The organism is Candidatus Pantoea soli (genome assembly GCF_007833795.1).
GTDB classification, from domain to species: Bacteria; Pseudomonadota; Gammaproteobacteria; order Enterobacterales; family Enterobacteriaceae; genus Pantoea; species Pantoea soli.
Genome location: NZ_CP032702.1, coordinates 1737418 through 1758198, shown reverse-complemented (window position 1 = coordinate 1758198; position 20781 = coordinate 1737418). Strand labels below are relative to the sequence as shown.

Annotated in this window: 18 protein-coding genes; 6 read left to right on the top strand and 12 right to left on the bottom strand. The window is 63.1% G+C overall.

Going from position 1 to position 20781, the window contains the following annotated elements:
• Positions 1-138 precede the first annotated feature (138 nt).
• The 7 genes from pqqF to D8B20_RS08150 form a co-directional block, all read right to left on the bottom strand.
• Positions 139-2448 carry a pyrroloquinoline quinone biosynthesis protein PqqF gene (gene pqqF / locus D8B20_RS08180; RefSeq protein ID WP_145888401.1) on the bottom strand — a complete coding sequence of 770 codons (2310 nt, stop codon included), beginning with the start codon at positions 2446-2448 and terminating at the stop codon, positions 139-141.
• Positions 2448-3590: a pyrroloquinoline quinone biosynthesis protein PqqE gene (pqqE, locus tag D8B20_RS08175; RefSeq protein ID WP_145888400.1), complete on the bottom strand. Its 1143-nt coding sequence runs from the start codon at positions 3588-3590 to the stop codon at positions 2448-2450. The genes pqqF and pqqE overlap by 1 nt, the downstream gene beginning before the upstream one ends.
• Complete coding sequence (gene pqqD / locus D8B20_RS08170; protein WP_145890486.1) at positions 3577-3855, bottom strand: pyrroloquinoline quinone biosynthesis peptide chaperone PqqD; 279 nt, start codon at positions 3853-3855, stop codon at positions 3577-3579. Before pqqD ends, pqqE begins: the two co-directional genes overlap by 14 nt.
• 4 nt (positions 3856-3859) lie before the next feature.
• Positions 3860-4615, bottom strand: a complete 756-nt coding sequence (gene pqqC / locus D8B20_RS08165) for a pyrroloquinoline-quinone synthase PqqC (protein WP_145888399.1) — start codon at positions 4613-4615, stop codon at positions 3860-3862.
• Positions 4612-5538, bottom strand: coding sequence for a pyrroloquinoline quinone biosynthesis protein PqqB (gene pqqB / locus D8B20_RS08160; RefSeq protein WP_145888398.1), 927 nt, complete (start codon positions 5536-5538; stop codon positions 4612-4614). Before pqqB ends, pqqC begins: the two co-directional genes overlap by 4 nt.
• 55 nt (positions 5539-5593) lie before the next feature.
• On the bottom strand, positions 5594-5665 hold the full coding sequence (pqqA, locus tag D8B20_RS08155; protein ID WP_010617686.1) for a pyrroloquinoline quinone precursor peptide PqqA: 72 nt from the start codon (positions 5663-5665) through the stop codon (positions 5594-5596).
• A gap of 148 nt (positions 5666-5813) precedes the next feature.
• On the bottom strand, positions 5814-6839 hold the full coding sequence (locus tag D8B20_RS08150) for a dipeptidase (protein WP_145888397.1): 1026 nt from the start codon (positions 6837-6839) through the stop codon (positions 5814-5816).
• Between the two features lie 195 nt (positions 6840-7034).
• Here D8B20_RS08150 and leuA point away from each other — a divergent pair, with 195 nt between their 5' ends.
• The gene (leuA, locus tag D8B20_RS08145) at positions 7035-8750 is read left to right on the top strand and encodes a 2-isopropylmalate synthase (RefSeq protein WP_145888396.1); all 1716 of its coding nucleotides are present in this window, start codon (positions 7035-7037) and stop codon (positions 8748-8750) included.
• Here the strand turns inward: leuA and D8B20_RS08140 are convergent.
• On the bottom strand, positions 8671-9453 hold the full coding sequence (locus D8B20_RS08140) for an AraC family transcriptional regulator (protein WP_145888395.1): 783 nt from the start codon (positions 9451-9453) through the stop codon (positions 8671-8673). The genes leuA and D8B20_RS08140 overlap by 80 nt on opposite strands.
• Position 9454: 1 nt before the next feature.
• Positions 9455-10318, bottom strand: coding sequence for an NAD(P)-dependent oxidoreductase (locus tag D8B20_RS08135; RefSeq protein WP_261388076.1), 864 nt, complete (start codon positions 10316-10318; stop codon positions 9455-9457).
• 212 nt (positions 10319-10530) lie between these two features.
• Here D8B20_RS08135 and pqqU point away from each other — a divergent pair, with 212 nt between their 5' ends.
• The 5 genes from pqqU to D8B20_RS08110 all read left to right on the top strand — a co-directional run bounded on the left by pqqU (position 10531) and on the right by D8B20_RS08110 (position 17942).
• Positions 10531-12642: a TonB-dependent receptor PqqU gene (gene pqqU / locus D8B20_RS08130; protein ID WP_186454413.1), complete on the top strand. Its 2112-nt coding sequence runs from the start codon at positions 10531-10533 to the stop codon at positions 12640-12642.
• 406 nt (positions 12643-13048) lie between these two features.
• Positions 13049-15145, top strand: a complete 2097-nt coding sequence (locus D8B20_RS08125; RefSeq protein WP_145890482.1) for a putative bifunctional diguanylate cyclase/phosphodiesterase — start codon at positions 13049-13051, stop codon at positions 15143-15145.
• A gap of 57 nt (positions 15146-15202) precedes the next feature.
• The gene (locus tag D8B20_RS08120; RefSeq protein ID WP_261388074.1) at positions 15203-16972 is read left to right on the top strand and encodes an EAL domain-containing protein; all 1770 of its coding nucleotides are present in this window, start codon (positions 15203-15205) and stop codon (positions 16970-16972) included.
• A 151-nt stretch (positions 16973-17123) separates the two neighbouring features.
• A complete protein-coding gene (locus D8B20_RS08115; RefSeq protein ID WP_145888393.1) occupies positions 17124-17321 on the top strand; it encodes a hypothetical protein in 198 nt (65 codons plus the stop codon).
• Positions 17322-17510: 189 nt separating this feature from the next.
• Positions 17511-17942 carry a cupin domain-containing protein gene (locus D8B20_RS08110; protein WP_145888392.1) on the top strand — a complete coding sequence of 144 codons (432 nt, stop codon included), beginning with the start codon at positions 17511-17513 and terminating at the stop codon, positions 17940-17942.
• Between the two features lie 47 nt (positions 17943-17989).
• Here D8B20_RS08110 and D8B20_RS08105 read toward each other — a convergent pair whose 3' ends face one another.
• From D8B20_RS08105 to D8B20_RS08095, 3 genes are all read right to left on the bottom strand, one after another.
• Positions 17990-19186 (bottom strand): SMP-30/gluconolactonase/LRE family protein, encoded by a 1197-nt coding sequence (locus D8B20_RS08105; protein WP_145888391.1) that lies wholly within the window; start codon positions 19184-19186, stop codon positions 17990-17992.
• 303 nt (positions 19187-19489) lie between these two features.
• Positions 19490-20044, bottom strand: a complete 555-nt coding sequence (locus D8B20_RS08100; RefSeq protein ID WP_145888390.1) for an isochorismatase family protein — start codon at positions 20042-20044, stop codon at positions 19490-19492.
• A gap of 160 nt (positions 20045-20204) precedes the next feature.
• Positions 20205-20750 carry a helix-turn-helix domain-containing protein gene (locus D8B20_RS08095; protein WP_145888389.1) on the bottom strand — a complete coding sequence of 182 codons (546 nt, stop codon included), beginning with the start codon at positions 20748-20750 and terminating at the stop codon, positions 20205-20207.
• Positions 20751-20781: the final 31 nt, after the last annotated feature.

Here is a 20781-nt window from a genome sequence, read left to right as displayed (position 1 = left end):
GCATTTTTAGCCGCGCAATTGCGCTTTACGGCCGCGCAGATAAGTGGGTGCGGAGGTGGCAGACGCCCGCTGACAGGCGATCAGCGGGCCGATAATTGCGCGCAGCGGGCGCAGGTTGCGCCGCTCCGCGCGGGACGATCAGGCCGTAACCAGCACGCGCCAGCGGCGGCGCTGGCGCAGCAGCTGTGAATAAAGCTGTTGCAGGTGCGCTGGCGTTAACGCTTCGGTGGCACAGTGCGTCAGGCAGGGCAAGCCCTGCTGCTGGCGCAGCGCCTCCTGGGCCGCCGTCACATTGTCCTGTGGCGTGCACGCGGCCGCCAGTGTTGTCTGCCAGTCCCGCAGCGTCGCGGCCTGCAGCTGCTCCACCGCCGGCTGCATGTCACGCAGAAAGCGCTTGCAGTGGGACAGCAGTTCGCGCCAGCCCACATCCGGCGACTGCAGCGCCAGCAGCAGTCCGTCGACATCCGCGACGCGCTGATAGCGTGCTGAGACTACGTAGCCCACCGGCTGCTCCACGCGCAGACGCTGGAAAAAGCGCGGTTCTGTCATCAGCGCCAGCGCACGCAGCGCTGCCAGGCTGAGATCGTCCTGCTGCGGCAGCGGCATAAACAGCAGTAACGCGGCATCGCCACCGGTACAGGGCAGCGCTGTAATGCCGCGCTGCAGCGGCGGCGCGGCGGAAGCGACGGCGCTGAGCGGGAAAGCGTGCAGCGCCTGCGCCACCTGGCGATGCCGCGCCGCGCTGCCGCACCATACGGCCTGCCAGCAGAGAAGCGGTGCGGGTGCGCGCAGCTGCTGCGGCAGCGCGGCCAGCAGCTGACGAATGGCAATCGACGGTGGCACAGCCGCCGTCGCGGCTTCGCCCGGTGTCTGCAGGGCATGCAGCAGCGCCGGCAGCAGCGGCAGCGCCGCGGCGGACAAATGCAGTGCCAGCTGCCAGCTGCCCTGCTGTTGTTCCCAGCAGCCCTGTCCGCCGAGGTGACGCAGACGGGCCAGCAGCGGACGCAGCGCCACGCTGCGCGCCTGCGCGGCCTCGTCCGTCAGCGTCTGTCCACAGGCCGGTCGCAGCAGCAGCGTCTCCTGCGGCTGTCGCGCTGCAATCTGCAGCAGCGGTGCGGCAACCCCAGATGCTGCCGGGGGTTCCGTCACCGGCGCTGCCGGCTGCGGATAGAACGTCCACGGCACCGGGGCCAGCACCGGCGGCGACAGCGGTGGCCAGGGCGCCCGCTGCAGCGTAAAGCCCTGAGTGCAGCAGGCCGCAGCGGCTGCCTGCTGCTGCGTCAGCAAACGCAGCGCGCCAGCCGGTGCCAGCGCGGCGGCAAAGGCAGAAAACGCTGCCGGCACGCTTTCCGGCGGCGCGAACTCCAGCGCGCGTCCGCGCAGCTGCGCCAGCGGAGCCAGCGCCTGAAAATCCTGCTGCGCCAGCTGCAGATAGTGCCGGTGCTGATGCGCCGACGCCTGACTCACCGCAGTGAGATGTTGCCAGAAACGCTGTTCAATACGCTGCGCCTGGCGGGCGGTGAGGCGAGGCGCACTGAAGCGCAGCACCAGCACGCTTTGCCGCCCGGCCTGCCACAGCCACTGCACCTGGATTGCGTCACAAAGCTGTTCAGCGCGCAGCCGGGCCATCAGCCCACCCGGCGCGTCATCCTGCCAGAAGGCACGTAATAGCGTGACGTTGTCACGCAAGCAGGTGGCTTCGCCGCTCAGCGGCAGGCCGAGCCAGAACTGTTCCTGACCGGCCAGCCGCAGCACCGAGGCTGCAGGCGCCGTTGGGGCGTCCATCAGCGGCGGTTCATTCGCCTCTCCCGGGGCGATGGCAGCGGCAAAGTCGTGCGCCAGCTGCGTCAGGGCGGTCAGCGACTGTGGCCCGCTGATCCACAGCGTCATCGCGGCGGCGCGGTAGTGGCGCTGATGAAAATGGCGCAGCGCCGCCTGACATTCAGTGACGTTGTCACCAAATGCCGACGCGCTGCCAACGCGAAAGCGGCGGAACGCTCCGCCCAGCGCATCCAGCAGGGCCGCTTCGCACAGGGTCTCCGCGTGGTCCTGCAGCAGACGGTATTCGGCATCGATCACCGCCTGCTCCTGCACAATCGCCTCGCGACTCAGCTGCGGTGCGGCCAGCAGATCGGCGAGCCGCGTCAGCCCTTCGCCCAGCGCGGCTGCGGGCAGTTCAAAGAAGTAGGCGCTGCGGCTGAGCTGGGTGGTCGCATTCACCTGACCGCCCTGCTGCTGCACCCACGGCATCAGCCGCTGGGGGCCGCTAAACCGTGCGCTGCCGCAAAACAGCAGATGCTCCAGCAAATGTGCCAGCCCGGGCCAGCGCGGCGGCTCATCAAGACTGCCGGCGCGCACCTGCACCAGTGCGGCAGCGCGCTGCGCCGCTGGCTGGTGGATCAGGTGACAGCGCAGGCCGTTTGCCAGCGTCAGCACGGCTGCAGCCATCAGGTGATCCGCTGTTTGAAGATCAGTTCGGAATTGCTGCGATTGCGGAACTGCAGCTGGGCAATTTTGATGTCGCTGCAGTTGGCTTCGCGCCGGGCTTCAAGGATTTTGCCATGGTGCGGCGATTTGCTGCACACCGGATCGGTGTTGTCCGCATCGCCGGTCAGCATGTACGCCTGGCAGCGGCAGCCGCCAAAATCCTTCTCTTTTTCGTCGCACGAGCGGCACGGTTCCGGCATCCAGTCAAAGCCGCGATAGCGGTTGAAGCCAAACGAGTGGTACCAGATCTCTTCCAGCGACTGCTCCAGCACCGAGGGAAACGCCACCGGCAGCTGTCGCGCACTGTGACAGGGTAACGCTGTCCCCTCCGGCGTGACGCTGAGGAAGATCGATCCCCAGCCGCCCATGCACGGTTTGGGGCGCTCTTCATAGTAATCCGGCGTGACAAACAGCAGGTTGGTCAGATTGCCGTTGTCGCCCATGCGCGCCCGGTAGTCGGCCACCACCGCTTCCGCGCGGGCAATCTGCTCACGGGTTGGCAGCAGCCCTTCGCGGTTCAGGTGCGCCCAGCCGTAAAACTGACAGGTAGCCAGCTCGACGTCGTCCGCCTCCAGCTCGATACAGAGATCGATAATTTTATCGATCTGATCGATGTTATGGCGGTGCAGCACAAAGTTCAGCACCATCGGATAGCCATGTTTCTTGACCGCCCGCGCCATCTCCAGCTTCTGCCGGAAGGCTTTTTCCGAACCGGCCAGCGCGGCGTTCAGCGTTTCGTCGCTGGCCTGGAAGCTGATTTGAATGTGGTCCAGACCCGCGTCGGCAAAGGCGTCGAGTTTTTTCTCCGTCAGGCCGATTCCCGAGGTGATCAGGTTGGTGTAGAACCCCAGGTCACGCGCGGCGCGGATCAGTTCCGGCAGGTCTTTACGCGTCAGCGGTTCGCCGCCGGAAAAACCCAACTGGACGCTGCCCATGGCGCGCGCCTGGCGAAACACCTCAATCCACTGTTCCGTGGTCAGTTCCTTCTCCTGCTGGGAAAAATCCAGCGGATTGGAGCAATACGGGCACTGAAGCGGACAGCGATAGGTCAGCTCCGCCAGCAGCCACAGCGGCGCATTCACGCCAGGTTTATTCGGGTTCACGACACACAATCCACTTTTGTTCAACCGCAGCCTGCAAAAACGCCCTGACGTCCTCATCCACGCCCCCTGCTTCCGGGAAGCGTGCGTTCAGCGTGGCGATAATGGCGGCGACGTCCTGTTTACCGGTGACCAGTTCCAGAATGGCCGCCGCCGTTTCATTCAGCTTGGCCATGCCTTCCGGATAGAGCACAACGTGGCTCTCCTGCGCAGCTTCCCACTGCAGGCGATAACCGCGGCGAAACGCCGGGATCAGATTGTCATTCATCACGTTATACCAGCCTTGTTGTGTGCCATGCCGCGCCATCGGTCACGGTGTGATAAGGCGGACGCTGCAGGACATACGCCAGCGTCATGGCGTCGAGCATGGTCCAGAGAATATCGAGTTTGAACTGCAGAATCTCCAGCATGCGGTTCTGCTGCTCTGCGGTGGTGAACACCGCCAGCGCCAGCGCCAGGCCATGCTCCACATCGCGGTTGGCCTGACTGAGACGGTTGCGGAAGTAGAAGTACCCTTCCTCTTTGATCCACGGATAGTGCTGCGGCCAGCTCTCCAGCCGCGACTGGTGAATCTGCGGCGCGAACAGCTCGGTGAGTGAGCTGCAGGCCGCTTCCTGCCAGTTAGCGCGGCGGGCAAAGTTGACGTAGGCATCAACGGCAAAGCGCACGCCCGGCAGCACCAGCCGCTCGGACAGCAGATCGTCACGCGTCAGCCCCACGGCTTCACCCAGCTGCAGCCAGGCTTCAATACCGCCTTCGTGGTCGCCGCTGCCGTCGTGGTCGAGGATGCGCTGCACCCATTTGCGCCGCGTGGCCGGATCCGGGCAGTTCGCCATGATCGCCGCATCTTTCAGCGGAATCGTGGTCTGGTAATAGAAGCGGTTAGCCACCCAGCCCTGAATTTGCTCACGCGTGGCTTCGCCGTTGTGCATGGCAATGTGGTAAGGGTGATGGATATGATAATACGCGCCTTTGTCGCGCAGCGCCTGCTCAAACGCCTGCGGCGACAGCGCTTCAGTGATGATCACGATGCGGACTCCTGCAAATCAATGGCCATGCCGTCCCAGCTCACTTCAATGCCCTGCTGCGTCAGGAACTGGCGCTGCGGCGACTGTTCGTTGAGAATCGGATTGGTGTTGTTAATGTGGATCAGAATTTTGCGCTTCGCGGGCAGCGAAGCCAGCAGCGCCATCAGCCCCTGCTCTTCGGCCAGCGCCAGATGCCCCATCGCCTTGCCGGTGTTTTTGCCCACGCCGGTGGTCAGCAGCTCATCATCCTGCCATACCGTGCCATCGATCAGCAGGCAGTCGGCTTTTTGCAGCCACGGCATGATCACCGCGTCCGGTTCGCCCAGCCCTGGCGCGTAGAGCAGCGTCTGGCCGCTGGCGGTGTTTTCGATAAACAGTGCCACATTGTGGCCCGGCAGCGGGCGATCGCGGTAAGGCGAATACGGGGGCGCGTTGCTGAGGATGGGAATAGCGGTGAACTGCAAATCGCCACATACGTCAACGCGGAAAGGCGTCAGCGGCGTCAGGGCGCGGTGCTGCAGCCCGCCGTTCCAGTGCTGCAGCATGGTAAAAATCGGGAAGCCGCTGGTGAGATCGGCATGCACTTCCGGCGTGCACCACACCTGATGCGGACAGCCCTCACGCAGGCTGAGCAGCCCGGTGGTGTGATCGATCTGACTGTCGGTCAGGATGATGCTGCCAATCGCGGTGCCGCGCAGCACACCTTTTTTCACCAGCTCGGGGGTGCGCGCTATCTGCTGGCTGATATCGGGCGAGGCGTTGCACAGCACCCAGTCCACGCCGTTGTCGCTGACGATAATGGACGATTGCGTGCGGGCCTGTGCCGGAAGGGTGCCGTTGCGCAGGCCGCTGCAGTTGGCACAGTTGCAGTTCCACTGCGGAAAGCCACCGCCTGCCGCTGAACCGAGGACTTTAATAAACATGTGAAGGACCGAAGCAGAAAAATAAAATGCCCGCACGAGCGGCGGGCACAAAGTCTTAGCGGTTGGAGATGTACAGAGTCACTTCCAGGCCCAGACGCAGGTCAACAAACTCAGGTTTTTTCCACATATTGTGCTTCCTCTTGATGTTAAACGCAGAGCAGGCTCTGCTGAAAACGGTTGCTGCCGAAAGCGGGTTTCAGACAGCAACACATGACGCGGCGCGATGTTGCGGGAATGTCGCGCGCAGATCAACCCTGTTTCCGTAAGGGAATCGGTTAATCCTGCCAGATTTGTTGCAACACGCGCTGCCAGTTGCCCCAGGCAAGCTGCTCAATCAATGCATGATCATAGTTGAGACTGCGCATTAGCGCATAGAGCGCAGGCAGGCCGCTGACATCTTTCAGCTCCGCCGGCACGCTGATGCCATCGAAATCTGACCCCAGCGCCACATGATCGCGCCCCATGATAGAGAGGAGATGCTCACAGTGTTTAACAATTTCGATCAATCCGCCATCCGCGTCGCGTTTACCGTCAGCGCGCAGAAAGGCATTACCAAAGTTGATGCCCACCACTCCGTCACTGTCGCGGATCGCGCGTAGCTGATCATCGGTGAGATTGCGCGGCTGTGGGCACAGCGCGTGCGCGTTGGAGTGCGTTGCCACCAGCGGCGCGCGTGACAGCCGCGCGGTATCCCAGAAGGCTTTTTCATTCATGTGCGACACATCAATCAGCATGCGGTGTTCGGCGGCGAAGCCAATCAGCCGCTCACCGTCGGCCGTCAGGCCGGGACCGCTGTCCGGCGAACCGGGAAAGCCGCCGCTGACGCCTTCGCCAAAACGATTGGGCAGATTCCAGAAGGGCCCGATGCTGCGCACGCCCGCCTGATAAAACGCGGCCAGGTCCTCCCCGTCGGCGTCAAAGCCATCGGCGCCTTCAATGTGCGCCACCATCGCCAGCACGCCGTCGCGGCGGCAGGCGGCAATGTCCGCCGCAGAAAGACACAGCCGCGCGCGTCCGTCAGACCGCGCGACCAGGGTTTTCAGAATATCCAGCTGCTGCCACAGAATCGCCTGCGGCTGCCACGTCTGCAGGTCGCGCTGCGGCGCCATCTCCGCCACATAGCGCCGGGGCGGCACAAACAGCGCAAACAGGCCGCCAGCAAAGCCACCCTGCTGCATGCGGGGATAATCCAGGTGCCCCTGTTCCGTCCCGCCAAAAAAGGCGCCGGCCGGGTCGTCGTGGTGATGCAGCCACAGCCTGAGCAACAGATCGTTGTGGCCGTCAAAGGTTTTGAAAGACATTGCATTATCGGAAGAGATCGCCATAGCGCTATGCTACGCGCGCCGGCGGCAAACACCAAGCGTGCACGGGGGAAATGTGTCTCAGGTGGTGCGGCGGGCTCAGATTGTCCGCCAGGCGCGGCAGGTTGTCAGCTATGCGCGAGCGCCATTTGCGTGCGGCGGTAACACTGTCAGCACCCGAACAAGGAGATCCTTATGCTGACGCATCCTGCAGAAAAATATACCGCCTGGCCGGTGATGACCTTACCCGACCGCCAGTGGCCTTCACGCCAGCTCACCCGCGCACCGCGCTGGCTCTCAACCGATCTGCGTGACGGTAATCAGGCGCTGGCGGTGCCGATGGACAGCGCGCGCAAGCTGGCGTTCTGGCAGCTGCTGTTACACTGCGGCTTCAAAGAGATTGAAGTGGCCTTTCCGTCCGCCTCGCAGACCGATTTTGATTTTGTGCGCCTGCTGATTGAGCAGCAGCATATTCCGGCCGACGTGACGATTCAGGTACTGACGCAGGCCCGGCATGCGTTGATTGAACGTACCTTTACCGCGCTGCAGGGCGCGCCGCGGGCGATTGTGCACCTGTATAACGCCACCGCCCCGCTGTTCCGCGAGCGCGTATTCCGCCAGAGTAAGGCAGAGATCGTGGCGCTGGCCTGTGCAGCGGCACGGCAAATCCGCGACAGCTGCGCGGCACAGCCGGAGACCGACTGGACATTCCAGTACTCTCCAGAGACCTTCTGCTTTACCGAACCGGCGTTCGCGCTGGAGATTTGCGAGGCGGTGGCCGCCATCTGGCAACCCGGCCCGACGCGTCCGATGATCATCAACCTGCCGGCCACGGTGGAAGTGAACACGCCGAATGTCTACGCCGATCAGATCGAATTTTTCTGCCGCCATTTCAGCCAGCGCGCCGCGGTGACCATTTGCGTGCATCCGCATAACGACCGCGGTACCGGTATTGCCTGCGCGGAACTGGCGATGCTGGCGGGGGCCGATCGCGTTGAAGGCTGCCTGTTTGGCAACGGCGAGCGCACCGGCAATGTCGATCTCGTTACCCTGGCGCTGAATCTGTACAGTCAGGGCGTGGCGCCCGGGCTGGATTTCAGCGATATGGGCCACGTGCTGGAGGTGGTAACGCGCTGCAATCAGCTGCCGGTCCATCCGCGCCATCCTTATGCCGGTGAGCTGGTGTTTACCGCCTTTTCCGGCTCGCATCAGGATGCCATTCGCAAAGGCTTTGCTGAACGCGCCGCGCGCCAGGAGACTCAGTGGCTGATGCCCTACCTGCCGCTTGATCCGCAGGACATCGGCTGCAGTTATGAGGCGGTGATCCGCGTCAACAGCCAGTCCGGTAAGGGCGGCGCCGCCTGGCTGCTGGAACAGAATCACGGCCTGCAACTGCCACGCGGCCTGCAGCAGGATTTCAGCCGGCGGGTGCAGCAGCAGACCGATACTCACGGTGAAGAGATGACGCATCACGCGCTGTGGCAGCTGTTCTGTCAGCACTACGGCCTGACCCGGCCGCGGCACCGTCTGCTGGACGCGGACAGCCACAGTGATGACAGCGGCGAAACGCGCCTCCGGGCACGGGTGCAGACCGAAACCCGGACGCTGACGCTGCAGGCCAGCGGTAACGGTCTGCTGTCGGCCGCGGTGAGCGCGCTGCAGCGGCAGTACGATGTGGCGCTGACCATTGAGGATTACCACGAGCATACGCTGGGCAAACGCAGCGACAGCCGCTCAGTGTGTTACATCAGCTGCACCAATGTGCGGGGTGAACGCGCCTGGGGCGTCGGTATTGAGAATGACGTGGCGCGCGCGTCGCTGCAGGCGCTGCTCAACGCAGCGGGCGCGTTTCTGCCGCCGGAAAGTAGTTTGCCGGCGTCACCCCCAGCACGCGACGAAACATGGCGCTGAAGGCGCTCGGACTGTCGTAGCCCAGATCGAGCGCCACCCGCAGCACGCTGTCGCCCTGAGCCAGCCGCGTCAGGGCAATGCTGAGCCGCGCGCGCCGCAGCCAGTCGCTGAACTGCAGGCCGGTTTCCCGGCTGAAATGGCGCGCCAGCGTGCGGCCGGCCACGCACAACTCGTCGGCGGCGCGCTCCAGCGTCCAGGCCTCGCCCGGCGCCTGCTGAATGCGCTGGCACAGCGCCAGCAGCCGTTCACTTTGTGGCAGCGGCAGGCCAAACGGCAGCACGTCCATCACGCGGATTTCATCGAGGATCAGTTCATAAATCCGTTCGGCGCGGCTGCCCGGCGCGTACTGCTCCGGCAGCGCCAGCGCGCTGACAATCAGTTCACGCAGCAGCGGCGAGATTTGCACCACCTGGCAGGCCGCCGGCAGATCGGCGCGCGCCAGCGGATGCACAAACAGCGTGCGTGCGGCCACCGCGCCGACAATCTGCAGCGCATGCCGCGTGCCGGCCGGCAACCAGACGCCGCGGCTGGGTGGCACCACCCAGCTGCCGTGCGGCGTCTCCACCTTCACTACACCGCTCAGGGTGTGGATCAGCTGGGCGCAGTCGTGATGGTGCCACGGCTCTGTCGCACCGTGCGGATAGTCGTGCGCGTAAGACAGCAGCGGACGACGGGCGAAATCGATGCTGAGCTGCTGCGTCATATCAGCGTTTCAGATAGGCGTAGACCGCCGCCAGATCCTGCTCGCCGTAACCGGCATCCACCGCCTGCTGCCACACTTCTGCAATATTTTCCAGCGCCGGCAGGCGCGTGTCACCGGCGGCATCCAGCGCCAGCTTCGCGTCTTTCAGCGCCCAGAGCAGATGCATCTGCGGCGTAAAGTCGCCGCCGGCGATCATGTCCAGCTTCATCTTTGCGTAGGGTACAGCCAGCGGGCCGCCGTCCAGCACCTGCCACAGATCGGCGGTGCTGAAGCCGAATGCTTCCGCCAGCCGGGTGCTCTCCGCCAGACTCTGCATCAGGCCGATCAGCCAGCTGTTCACCACCAGCTTCATGCGCGAGCTGGCTCCGGCCTCGCCCAGCCACTGCGTGCCTTTGCCGATCGCCGCAAACACCTGTTCTGCCGCCTGAGCCCGGTCACGGTCGCCGCTGGCCAGCACCAGAATCTGCGCGTTTTCCGCCGGCGCTTTGGTGCCGGAAACCGGCGCGTCAATGTACAGCACATCCGGACGGCGCTGCTGCAGTTCGGCAATCAGCGCGTCGGTGGCGTCCACCCCAATGGTGCCCATCTGCGCCAGCGTGGCACCCTGCTTCAGCGCATCGCTGGCCGCCTGCAGCGTTTGCCGCGTGGTGTCGCCATCGGCCAGCATGGCAATCACCACATCGGCCCCCTCCACCGCCCCGGCAGCGCTGTCGGCCAGCGTCAGTCCGGCACGGCATAAATCTTCCCCTTTCGCCCGCGTACGGTTCCAGCCGCGTACGGTAAAGCCTTTTTTCAACAGGTTAGCGGCAAAGGCATGGCCCATCGCGCCCAGTCCCAGAACGGCTACCACAGGTTGCTGACTCATCCTGACTCCTTCATATGCTTTTTGACTGATGTGCCACACTGACAGAATTTTTCCGCCCCGGCCAGGCCGGCGGTGCGCCGGTACCCTTTTTTCGCCAGGCGGCCCCGGTTCCGTCATACTCTTTACGCTTTTCAATCTTTTGACAAAACAAGTAACATACGCGCACAAATGTCCCATCTGGTTCATTACGCGTCTTTCACGGTCTTTAAACAATGAAAATTACGTTCTTGCGTCAGGCACCGCTACTGTTGCTGCCTGCCCTGTTCCCCCTGCCGCTGCTGGCAGCCGACAACGCCAGCCAGACCATGGTGGTCAGTGCGGCGCCAGCCGCTTCCGGCTTATCGGAGCTGGACACGCCTGCGGCGGTAAGCGTAGTCAGCGGCGACGAAATGCGCCACGCAGCACCGCGCGTTAACCTTTCGGAAAGCCTGATCAGCGTGCCGGGGCTGCAAATCCAGAACAGGCAAAATTACGCCCAGGATCTGCAGCTTTCGATGCGCGGCTTTGGTTCCCGCTCCACCTTCGGCGTGCGCGGCATCCGGCTTTATGTGGACGGCATTCCCGCCACCATGCCGGACGGTCAGGGCCAGACATCTAACATTGATATCGGCTCCATCGATCATATTGATGTGCTGCGCGGCCCGTTCTCGGCGCTCTACGGTAACGCTTCGGGTGGCGTCATCAATGTCGAAACCGAAACCGGGCAGCAACCCGCCATGCTGGAAGCCAGCAGCTGGTACGGCAGCTACGGCAGCTGGCGCAACAGCGTCAAAGCCAGCGGCGCGACCGGCGATGGCAGCCACGCCGGGGATGTCAGCTACACCGTTTCCGCCTCGCGCTTCACCACACACGGCTATCGTGACCACAGCGCCGCGCAGAAAAACCTCGGCAATGCCCGGCTCGGCGTGCGCATTGATGAAGCCAGCACCCTGACGCTGTTGTTTAACAGCGTACACGCAGAGGCGCAGGACCCCGGCGGACTGACCGCGGCACAATGGCGCGACAATCCGCGTCAGGTGGTCAGCAACGTCACCCAGTACAACGCGCGCAAAACGGTGGACCAGACGCAGGGTGGCCTGCGCTATCAGCGCCAGATGGGTGAAGATGACGATCTCAGCGTCATGATGTACGCCGGCGAGCGTCAGACCACCCAGTATCAGTCGATTCCCGTCGTTGCGCAGCAGCGGCCCGGACAGCCTGGCGGCGTGATTGATCTGGCGCGGCATTATCAGGGTATTGATACGCGCTGGACCCACCGCGATACGCTGTTCAGCGTGCCGGTGACGCTGACCGGCGGCCTTGACTACGAAACCATGACCGAGAAGCGCAAAGGCTATCAGAACTTTATCGGCAACGATTTCGGCGTACAGGGCGATCTGCGCCGGAACGAACGTAACCGGATGTGGAACCTCGATCCCTACCTGCAAACGGCGTGGCAGTTTGGCGATCGCTGGTCACTGGATGCGGGCGTGCGTTTCAGCACGGTGAGTTTCACCTCGCGGGATGACTACATCACCGCGCGCGATCCCGACGACAGCGGCAGCCGACGCTATCACCGCTGGTTACCGGCGGCCTCGCTGAAATATGCGATTGATGACGGCTGGAATGCGTATGTCTCGGCCGGGCGCGGTTTTGAAACGCCAACGCTGAATGAGCTTTCTTATCGTTCCGACAACCAGAATGGCCTCAACCTCGGCCTGCAGCCGGCCACCAGCGACACCGTCGAACTGGGCAGTAAAAAGCGCATCGGCAACGGCCTGCTCAGCGCCGCCGTGTTCCAGACGGATACCCAAAATGAGATCGTCACCGATGGCACCGTGAACGGGCGTTCAACTTACAAAAATGCCGGCGAGACGCGACGCCGCGGACTGGAACTGGGCCTGGATCAGCAGTTTGGCTATGACTGGCACCTGAAAGCGGCCTGGACGCTGCTGGACGCGCGCTACCGCTCAAACGCCTGCGGCAGCGACAGCTGCGACGGCAAGCGCATTCCCGGTATTGCGCGTAACATGGCCTACGCCGGCCTCAGCTGGGCGCCGGAACAGGGCTGGTATGCCGGTACCGATGTGCGCTATCTGAGCGACATCGCCGCGAACGATCAGAATACGGTCCGGGCGCCAGCCTATACCGTGGTCGGCGTGAACAGCGGCTACAAGTGGCTGGTGCGGGACTGGTCGCTGGATCTGTTTGGCCGGGTCGACAACCTGTTTGATCGCAACTATATCGGCTCCGTTATCGTTAATGAAAGCAACGGCCGCTATTACGAACCGGCTCCCGGCCGCAATTACAGCGTCGGGCTCACCCTCAGCTACGCCTTCCGGTAAACACAACGGGTGCCAGCTGGCACCCGTTTTCGCCTGTGGCGCGTCGGTGCCACACCCGCTCCGGTATAATGCGTTATCCCTCCGGTAATTACGCACCGTGGTTAGCAAAACCCGCTGAAGTTATACCCTGCTATGCCGATAAGACAGAAGCAGAATCATGTTCCCGCCGTCCCGTTTAGGGGGTGTCTGAACATGCAGAGCGCGGCCTTTCGCCTGTTCGCAGGAGCCGCATCTCTGAGCATCTGGTGCAGGCCTTTTTTGCGGTGACAGGGTGACCTGTCTGACTGAACGTGTCCCCAGGCTGCTGTTTCAGGCCGGCTACAGCATCTCTTAGGGAGGGATAGCGTTGAAATCCACTATTCATAATGAAGCGGCGCGTCTGAACGCCCTCGATCAGTATCAGCTGATGAACACGCCCTCTTCGGACGCACTGGACCGGCTGACGCTGCTGGCGGCGCGGCTGTTCCGCGTGCCGGTGGCGTTTATTTCACTGATCGACAGTAAAAAACAGTTTTTTAAGGCGCGTCACGGGCTGAACATTTGTGAGACGTCACGCGAAGTCGCCTTCTGCCAGCATACGCTGGAGCAGGACGATATTCTGTGCATTCCGGATACGCACCTGGATGCGCGCTTTCGCCACAACCCGCTGGTGCTGGGTTATCCGCATATCCGTTTTTACGCCGGGATTCCGCTGACCACGCCGGAAGGCTACCGCATCGGCACCGTCTGTCTGGTGGATACGCAGCCGCGCCCGGCGCTCACGCCCGCCGATCGCCGCCACCTGGCCGTCATCGCCTCGCTGGTGATGGATCGGATGGAGGTGCACCGGCTGGAGCTGCTGCGCCACAGCAGTCAGCAGCGGCTGGAGGCGATCTCCTCCACCTCGTCGGATGCCATTATCTGTACCGATATCAAACAGGGCGTGATCTTCTGGAACCCGGCGGCCACTGCCCTGTTCGGCTACAGCGCTCAGGAGATGATGGGCGAATATGTTGCCGGTCTGGTTTCTGAACGTTCGCAAACGGATTACCGTCAGGAACTGGCACGCATGATGGCCGAGAACGACGCGGTTTCCCGGCCGCGCCGCATCCAGATCTGGGGCCGCAGACGCACCGGCCAGGAGTTCCCGGCAGAGGTCTCATTTTCCGGCTGGCAGGAGGATCAGGAGCGGCTGGTGGGCATGATTATTCGTGACGTCACCGAACGTCACGAAAGTGAAGCGCGGCTGTGTGAACTGGCGTCGCTGGATATGCTGACGCGGCTGGCCAGCCGCAGCGCCTTTATGGATCAGCTTCAGCAACTGACCATGGCTGGCGTGCCCTTTACCATCCTGATGGCCGACCTGGACGGATTTAAAGAGGTAAACGATTCACTGGGCCATGCCGCAGGCGATGCGCTGCTGTGTCATGTGGCCGAGCAGATCCGGCATGTCTGCGTGCACGCCATTATGGCCGCGCGGCCGGGTGGCGATGAGTTTGTCATTCTGCTGCCCGGCGAGAGCGCAGCGGCGCAGCCGATCGCCGAACAGCTGATCCTGGCGATACAGACGCCGTTTGATTATCAGGGTGCGCCGGTCACCGTGGGGGCCAGCCTCGGCATCGCCGCTTTTCCGCAGCACGGTAAAGATGCCTCGGCCGTGATGTCGGCGGCGGACCTTGCCCTCTACCGGGCCAAAGCTGCCGGCAAAGGCTGCAGCGTGCAGTTTCAGCCGCTGTTTCTGGAGGTGGACCAGCAGCGGCGTCGCTTCGAGCACGAACTGGAGGTGGCGGTGCGTCAGCAGCAGTTTGTGCTGTTCTATCAGCCGCAGTTCGACGCCGTCAGCGACCAGCTGATCGGCTGCGAGGCGCTGCTGCGCTGGCACCATCCGGTACGCGGATTGCTGCTGCCTGGCGCGTTCCTCAACATGCTGATGAAAAGCTCCCTCTCGATCACGCTGGGCGAGTGGATCCTGCGCAGTGCGCTGCAGCAGGTCAGCGAATGGCGGCGGCAGCAGCCGGCGCTGCGCGTCAGCATTAACCTGTTTCCGCGTCAGCTGGATGATGTCCGGCTGGATAAGCTGCTGTGCGAACTTACCGCCAACGACGCCAGTTTTGTCGATCTGGAAGTCGATGAGTCGGTGCTGACCAGCCTGGTGCAGGAGGTGCCCGCGCGCTTCAACGCTATCCGCCAGACCGGTGCCCGTTTTGTGATTGATCATTATGGCCGCACGCTCGGCGCCATTAATTTGCTGCAGCATGATTTTGTGGCCGGTCTGAAAATCGATAAATCCCTGACGGCGCAGCTCAGCGACAGCGGGCGCGTGCGCATGATGTTCCGCGCCCTGGCGGCGCTGGGCAAAAGCCTGAGCCTGACGGTAAAAGCGGAAGGGGTAGAAAACGGCCAGCAGCGTGCCTTTGTCACCCAGGCGCAGTGTGATGTGGTACAGGGCCACGCCCTGGGTGAGCCGGTCAGCGCCGACGTGTTCGGCACGCTGCTGGCCGAAACGCGGATGCACCCGCTATGAAGCTGATAATGCACACGCTTTTATTACTGCCACGACTTTGTCAGATACGGAGGTCCTGTGCTGATTGAACCCGATGACAACATTCATCGCTACTGCGCGCTGCAGGCGCTGCGTGAGCCGGATGCGTGCCGCGATGACGTACTGGTGAAATTTGTCCGGCTGGCCTCGCGGGTGCTGGGCATTCCGGGCAGCTTTATTTCGGTGCTGGATGACAGCGACCAGTATATCCGCGCTGCGCATAACTTCGGGCTGAAGCAGACCACGCGTGAGGAGTCGCTGTGCCGCCACGTGGTAGACGGCGCAGCGGAAATGGTGATCCCGGATACCTGGCTTGATGGACGCTTTGCCGCGCATCACTTTGTCACCGGCGCACCCTTTATTCGCTTTTATGCGGGCGTGCCGCTGAGAAACCGCGAAGGCGTCATCACCGGCACGCTGTGCGTCACCGACAGTGAGCCCCACCCGTTTAGCGCTGAACAGCTGGCGACGCTGAAGATGCTGGGCAACCTGGCGATGTCGTTTCTTGACGCATGGCACGCCGCCGGCTTTATCGATGCGGTAACCGGCCTGCCCAACCGGCAGCGGCTAATCCGCGATCTGCATCAGTTAACTGACAGCCCGCACCGCCTGATTTTACTGGAGTGCATTGAGCTGCCGCGCGCCAGCGAACTGGCGCGATCCATGGGCATGGGCCCGGTCGAGGCGCTGTTTAAGGATGTGGCCACGCTGCTGCAGCAGCGGCTGCGACCCGCGCCGGATGAGCGCCTGTATAGCGTAGCCAACGGGCGCTTCGCCCTGCTGACCTATCCGGAGAGTGCGCTGACTGCCGACCGGGCCGTCGGACGGATGGCCGGCATCAGCGCCGGGCTGAGCGAAGGGTTGTCGATTTCGCTGACGCCGCACGGCGGTCAGGTCGATTTTATCACCGGCGGTATCAGCCCGGAGGAACGCTTGCGGCGCGCTGCCAGTGCGCTGTATGAAGCGCTCAGCCGCGGCGTGCCTGCCATGACCTACAGCGAATCGGCAGATGTGCAGCATACGCGCGATTTTACCCTGATGCATGATTTCGCCGCCGCACTGTGCAGCGAGGGCGGGCTCTATCTGGTCTATCAGCCGAAGATATGTCTGCGCAGCGGCGCACCGGTCGGGCTGGAGGCGCTGATTCGCTGGCGGCATCCGCAGTATGGCGAGCTTTCACCGGTCACCTTTGTGCCGCTGGCGGAAAAAACCGAGCTGCTGCATAAAATGACCACCTGGGTGATCGAACGCGCCATTATGCGTCTGGTGCGGCTGCGTAATCACCCTATCCAGCTGCCGATTACGGTCAATGTCAGCCTGAATGATTTTGCCCGGGACGACTTTGCCGACGTGCTGGATGAAAAAATGCAGCAGCATGGCCTCCCGCCGTCGCTGCTGGGCATTGAGTGCCTGGAAACCGAACGGATTGTGGAGAACCCGCAGGCCATGAGCGGGCTGGCGCGCCTTCGCCAGCGCGGCTTTGGGATTTCACTGGATGATTTCGGCACCGGCTACAGCAACATCAGCTATCTGGGGCGTATGCCGCTGGATGTGGTCAAGCTTGACCGCTCGCTGGTCAGCAATCTCGCCACCGAACGCGCCTCACGCGTGATCGCGCGCAGCATTATCCGCATGCTGAAAGATCTCGATTACGTCGTGCTGGCGGAGGGGGTGGAAGATGCGGAAACCGGGCGAATTCTGTCGGAATATGGCAGCGATCAGGCGCAGGGCTATTTTTATGCCCGCCCGATGGACGATAACGCGCTGGATGCCTGGCTGCTGTGGAAGCTGCACGAAACCTGCCGCTGATCGCCGCGCCGGGGCGTCTGCCGGCAGGCGCAGCCGCGTGCGGCGCTGCAAAAGCGTTGCAAACGGCAAACAATCCTCAAACCCTGCTGACACTGCTTTACCGCTGCGCCCGTAGTATGCAGGCAGAGACATCAGCAGAGAGGATTGCAACATGACACAACGGGTAAGCTTTGCCGTGCTGTTTATTTTCATCACTTTGGGTGCCGCAGCGAAAGCGTCTATGCCTCTGAAGCCCGCAGCCGATTCCGCCGGTGGCTTCCACCGGCACAGCGGGATAGCTGATACCGCCGAGACGCCGGATGAACATGTGCGTGAAGAGGTGCATAAACACCCGGCGGCGGCCTCCTGACCCTTGCGGGACGCAGCGGGCCGCCCGCCTCGGCGTCCCTGCCTGCGCCCGCTTTCTCTCCGCGCGATAAACTCCTGTCTTCGGTAATGACTTTTTCCCGCAGCCCCCGCGCAGTACTGTGCCTCTGACCGCAGCGCAGCCGCTCTTCTGCCGCGCTGCCGCGATATTGACTGACAGGAGAACCAGCACATGACAGCGACCTTTAGCGGCCCCTCCGCGCGTTTTAACCCGGCGGAGATCGCCAGCCAGTTACCGGCTACGGCCGACACCCTGCTGGCGGATATCTATTTAACCGATCGGCCAGCGGCCAGCAGCCGCGTGTTCCGCGCTTATCGCGGTGTACCACCGCATTTTCACCGCGGATGCGATGAATATCTGTATGTATTATCCGGTCGCGGCACCTTCTGGATGGAAGATCCGGCGCGCGAAGCAGTATTTGCACCCGGCGACATGCTGTTCTTTGCCCGTAACGTGGTGCATGCCCTGCCGGTGCTGCTGGAGGAGCCGGTGATTTTCCTGACCATTGATACGCCCCGGCGTGCCGAGGATGATGTGGTTTTCGTGGATGCCGGAGCCGGCGACGCCAGCACCTTTATGCAGCGCAATCGTCCGACAGAGTGAGCGCGGCAGCAGAACACAGGGGGCGATGCCCCCTGTGCGGGGATGGCTCAGCGCGTTGGCGCCGGTGCGGCATGGATGCGTATACGCAGCAGCGCATACGGCTTCTGGCGTAAATCCCGGCCGCCGTGGAAGCCTGGCTGGCGGTTGAGCTGATTGACAGTGAAATAAAGATAGCCATCCGGGCCGACCGACAGCGTATCCGGCCACAGAATAGCCGGGCCGTGCGCAATCGTCGTCCACTTACCGCCGGGTGGCAGTTTACGGATGGCATTGCGCTCATAATCCCCGGCGTAAACGGTGCCGCTGGCATCACTCTCCAGACCATCTGACGCCCCTTTTTCGCCCAGATCCTGCACGGCGGCAGCGAGCTGCGCGTCGGTAACGGCCGGATCGCGCAGCAGTGCGGTTGCCACAGCATACAGATGACGTCCTGACAGCGGGCTGTAATAGAGCGTTTTGCCGTCCGGCGAAAGGGCTATGCCGTCAGAAGCCACCGCGAAGGGCGCCGTCGTGCCATCAGCATGGCGCTGCAGCAGGGTTTCCCCTTCCACCACCGGCGAAAAGCCGGGTTCCGGCGAGGTTGACCGGTCGCCTTCCAGGCGGCGCAGCGCTTTTCCGCTGGCCAGATCCAGCACGATAATCGCGCCGGTGCCGGAGAGCGACGAGTCCGTCACATACGCAACCCCGGCTTTGCCGATGCGGAAATCAAAGCGCACATCGTTAACATAGGTGGCGGGTTTGATCACCGCTGGCGGGAAGACCACGGTTTTCTCCACCTGATTCGTCCGCAGATTCACCGCCACCAGTTTCGCGCCACCAGCCACCGGCGTGGCGAAGCCCGGCGCGGCGGTATCCAGCAGCCAGACGCGCCCCTGGCCATCGGCCACCACACTTTGCACGCTCAGCAGATGCGTGCGCGGCTGGGCGTTATCGGCCCGGTTCATCGCCGCATCCGGGTAAGGCACCAGCCGGTTGCCTTTGACTTCCGCGACGGTAAAGGGCACATCATCGCCCCAGCGCGGAAAGTTAACAAAGATGCGGCCGGTTTCACTGACGGTGACGCCAGTGGGCATCGCGCCGCTGAAGGTTGCCACCACCTCGGGCTGGCCAATCGGACGATCCTGCGCCAGCTGGCTGAGCGCGGGCAAGGGGCTGGCCGCGCGGGCCAGCGATAGCGTGGCGCCGCTGGTAAGCAGCAGCGCAGCCGTCAGTGCAAGCGCGGTTTTCGTCATCGGTGTATTCATCTGCGTCTCTTCCTGATTAAACGTGCATGAGTCGCGGCCGGCAAAGCCGCCAGCCGGGCAATCCGCCACCGGCAGTGCCTGCCCTCTCTCCGGTGCGGCGGATAAGGCAGCGCGGGCGCATCAGGTGCAGGCAGCAGCATGGCGGGTGGGTCACGCAGAGAGTACGCAAGCGGCTGGCGCAGAAAAACGGGGACATCGCAACAGCACTTTCACTCGCGGAGTGAAAATCCGCGCGGTCGCGCGCCGGAAATAGCATAAAACGGGCCCGCAGGCCCGTTTTATGCAGCATACCCGCACGCGCCGTTACCCCAGCAGCGCCAGCACGTCGTCCGTGCTGCCGGTTTCCCCAAGGCGCGGGAAAATGCGCGCAATGCTGTTGTGGTGAGTGTCGGCATCCAGGCAGGTCATGGCATCGGTTGCCAGCGTCACGTTGTAGCCCAGCGCATACGCCTGACGCGCGGTGGATTCCACGCCGATACTGGTGGCGATACCGCACACCACCACCTGCGTGACGCCGCGCTGCTGCAGCTGCTCATGCAGGCCGGTGTGGTGGAACCCGCCCCAGGTTTGCTTGGTGACACAGATATCGTCCGGCTGTGGTGTCATCTCCGGTACCAGATCGGCCCAGTCCGCCGGCAGTTCGCCGCCGTGGCGCGGCTGCTGTGTGCGGCCTGGTGCCCCACCCGCCACGTTTACCAGCACCACCGGCAGATGGCGGGCGCGAAAGGCCGCGACCAGCCGCGCAGCTTGCGCAATCACCGCTTCGGCAGCGAGTGGCGTCACCGGCAGGCGCACAATACCGTGTTGCAGATCAACCACAATCAGCGCGGTACGGGAGTCAAGCGTCGTTAAAGCCATGAAGGAACCTCTCAGGATAAAGGGGCGGGAACGTGCGTACAGCCGGACCCGCCGCAGGTCTGATGAAGGGCGAGTATATAAACCTGACGCCAGGCTGGGTAGCTTGCCGCCGTATCAATTTGTAAGCCGCGCTGGCCCGCAGCAGCGGCCCGCACGTCGCTCAGGGGCGCTGCAGATAGTGGATCAGGCTGTGAAAACGCAGCGGCGTGCTGAGCGGATTGCGGTAACTGTGCGCTTTATCGGCAGCGAACTGCCAGGCCTCGCCGGCGGGCAGGCGGCGCCAGGTGCCGTCAAGACCCAGCAGCAGCTCGCCCTCCAGCACCACCACCTGCTCGATCACCCCCGCTTCGTGCGCCGAGGAGTCGCTCTGCGCCCCCGCCGCCAGCGTCACTTCCAGCAAATCAAATCGCAGCCGATCGTCATACGGCAGCAGGGGTTTCACCTGCATCTGCGCGTTTGGCTGACAGAAGGTGGCACCGCTGCCGGCCGGTTGCGTCTGACCCTGCACAAAAAAGGAGAACGGCACATTGAAACCGGTGGCGATCTTCCACAGCGTGGCGACCGTCGGGCTCGATTCACCCCGTTCGATTTGTCCCAGCATGGCTTTGCTGACCTGGGTGCGCTCTGCCGCCAGCGTCAGGCTCCAGCCGTTGGCCTGACGCAACTGCTTCAGCGCCTGGCTCAGATGTTGATGCAGATTTTCCATGTTCTCTCCCAAAAGCCCGCGCGCAGTGTAG

Coding starts and splice junctions, on each gene's coding strand:
- pqqU (WP_186454413.1), top strand. CDS start 10,531: ATGAAAATTACGTTCTTGCGTCAGGCACCGCTACTGTTGCTGCCTGCC.
- D8B20_RS08125 (WP_145890482.1), top strand. CDS start 13,049: ATGAACACGCCCTCTTCGGACGCACTGGACCGGCTGACGCTGCTGGCG.
- D8B20_RS08115 (WP_145888393.1), top strand. CDS start 17,124: ATGACACAACGGGTAAGCTTTGCCGTGCTGTTTATTTTCATCACTTTG.
- D8B20_RS08110 (WP_145888392.1), top strand. CDS start 17,511: ATGACAGCGACCTTTAGCGGCCCCTCCGCGCGTTTTAACCCGGCGGAG.
- pqqD (WP_145890486.1), bottom strand. CDS start 3,855: ATGAATGACAATCTGATCCCGGCGTTTCGCCGCGGTTATCGCCTGCAG.
- D8B20_RS08150 (WP_145888397.1), bottom strand. CDS start 6,839: ATGTCTTTCAAAACCTTTGACGGCCACAACGATCTGTTGCTCAGGCTG.
- pqqF (WP_145888401.1), bottom strand. CDS start 2,448: ATGGCTGCAGCCGTGCTGACGCTGGCAAACGGCCTGCGCTGTCACCTG.
- leuA (WP_145888396.1), top strand. CDS start 7,035: ATGCTGACGCATCCTGCAGAAAAATATACCGCCTGGCCGGTGATGACC.
- D8B20_RS08100 (WP_145888390.1), bottom strand. CDS start 20,044: ATGGCTTTAACGACGCTTGACTCCCGTACCGCGCTGATTGTGGTTGAT.
- D8B20_RS08135 (WP_261388076.1), bottom strand. CDS start 10,318: ATGAGTCAGCAACCTGTGGTAGCCGTTCTGGGACTGGGCGCGATGGGC.
- D8B20_RS08105 (WP_145888391.1), bottom strand. CDS start 19,186: ATGAATACACCGATGACGAAAACCGCGCTTGCACTGACGGCTGCGCTG.
- D8B20_RS08095 (WP_145888389.1), bottom strand. CDS start 20,750: ATGGAAAATCTGCATCAACATCTGAGCCAGGCGCTGAAGCAGTTGCGT.
- pqqB (WP_145888398.1), bottom strand. CDS start 5,538: ATGTTTATTAAAGTCCTCGGTTCAGCGGCAGGCGGTGGCTTTCCGCAG.
- D8B20_RS08140 (WP_145888395.1), bottom strand. CDS start 9,453: ATGACGCAGCAGCTCAGCATCGATTTCGCCCGTCGTCCGCTGCTGTCT.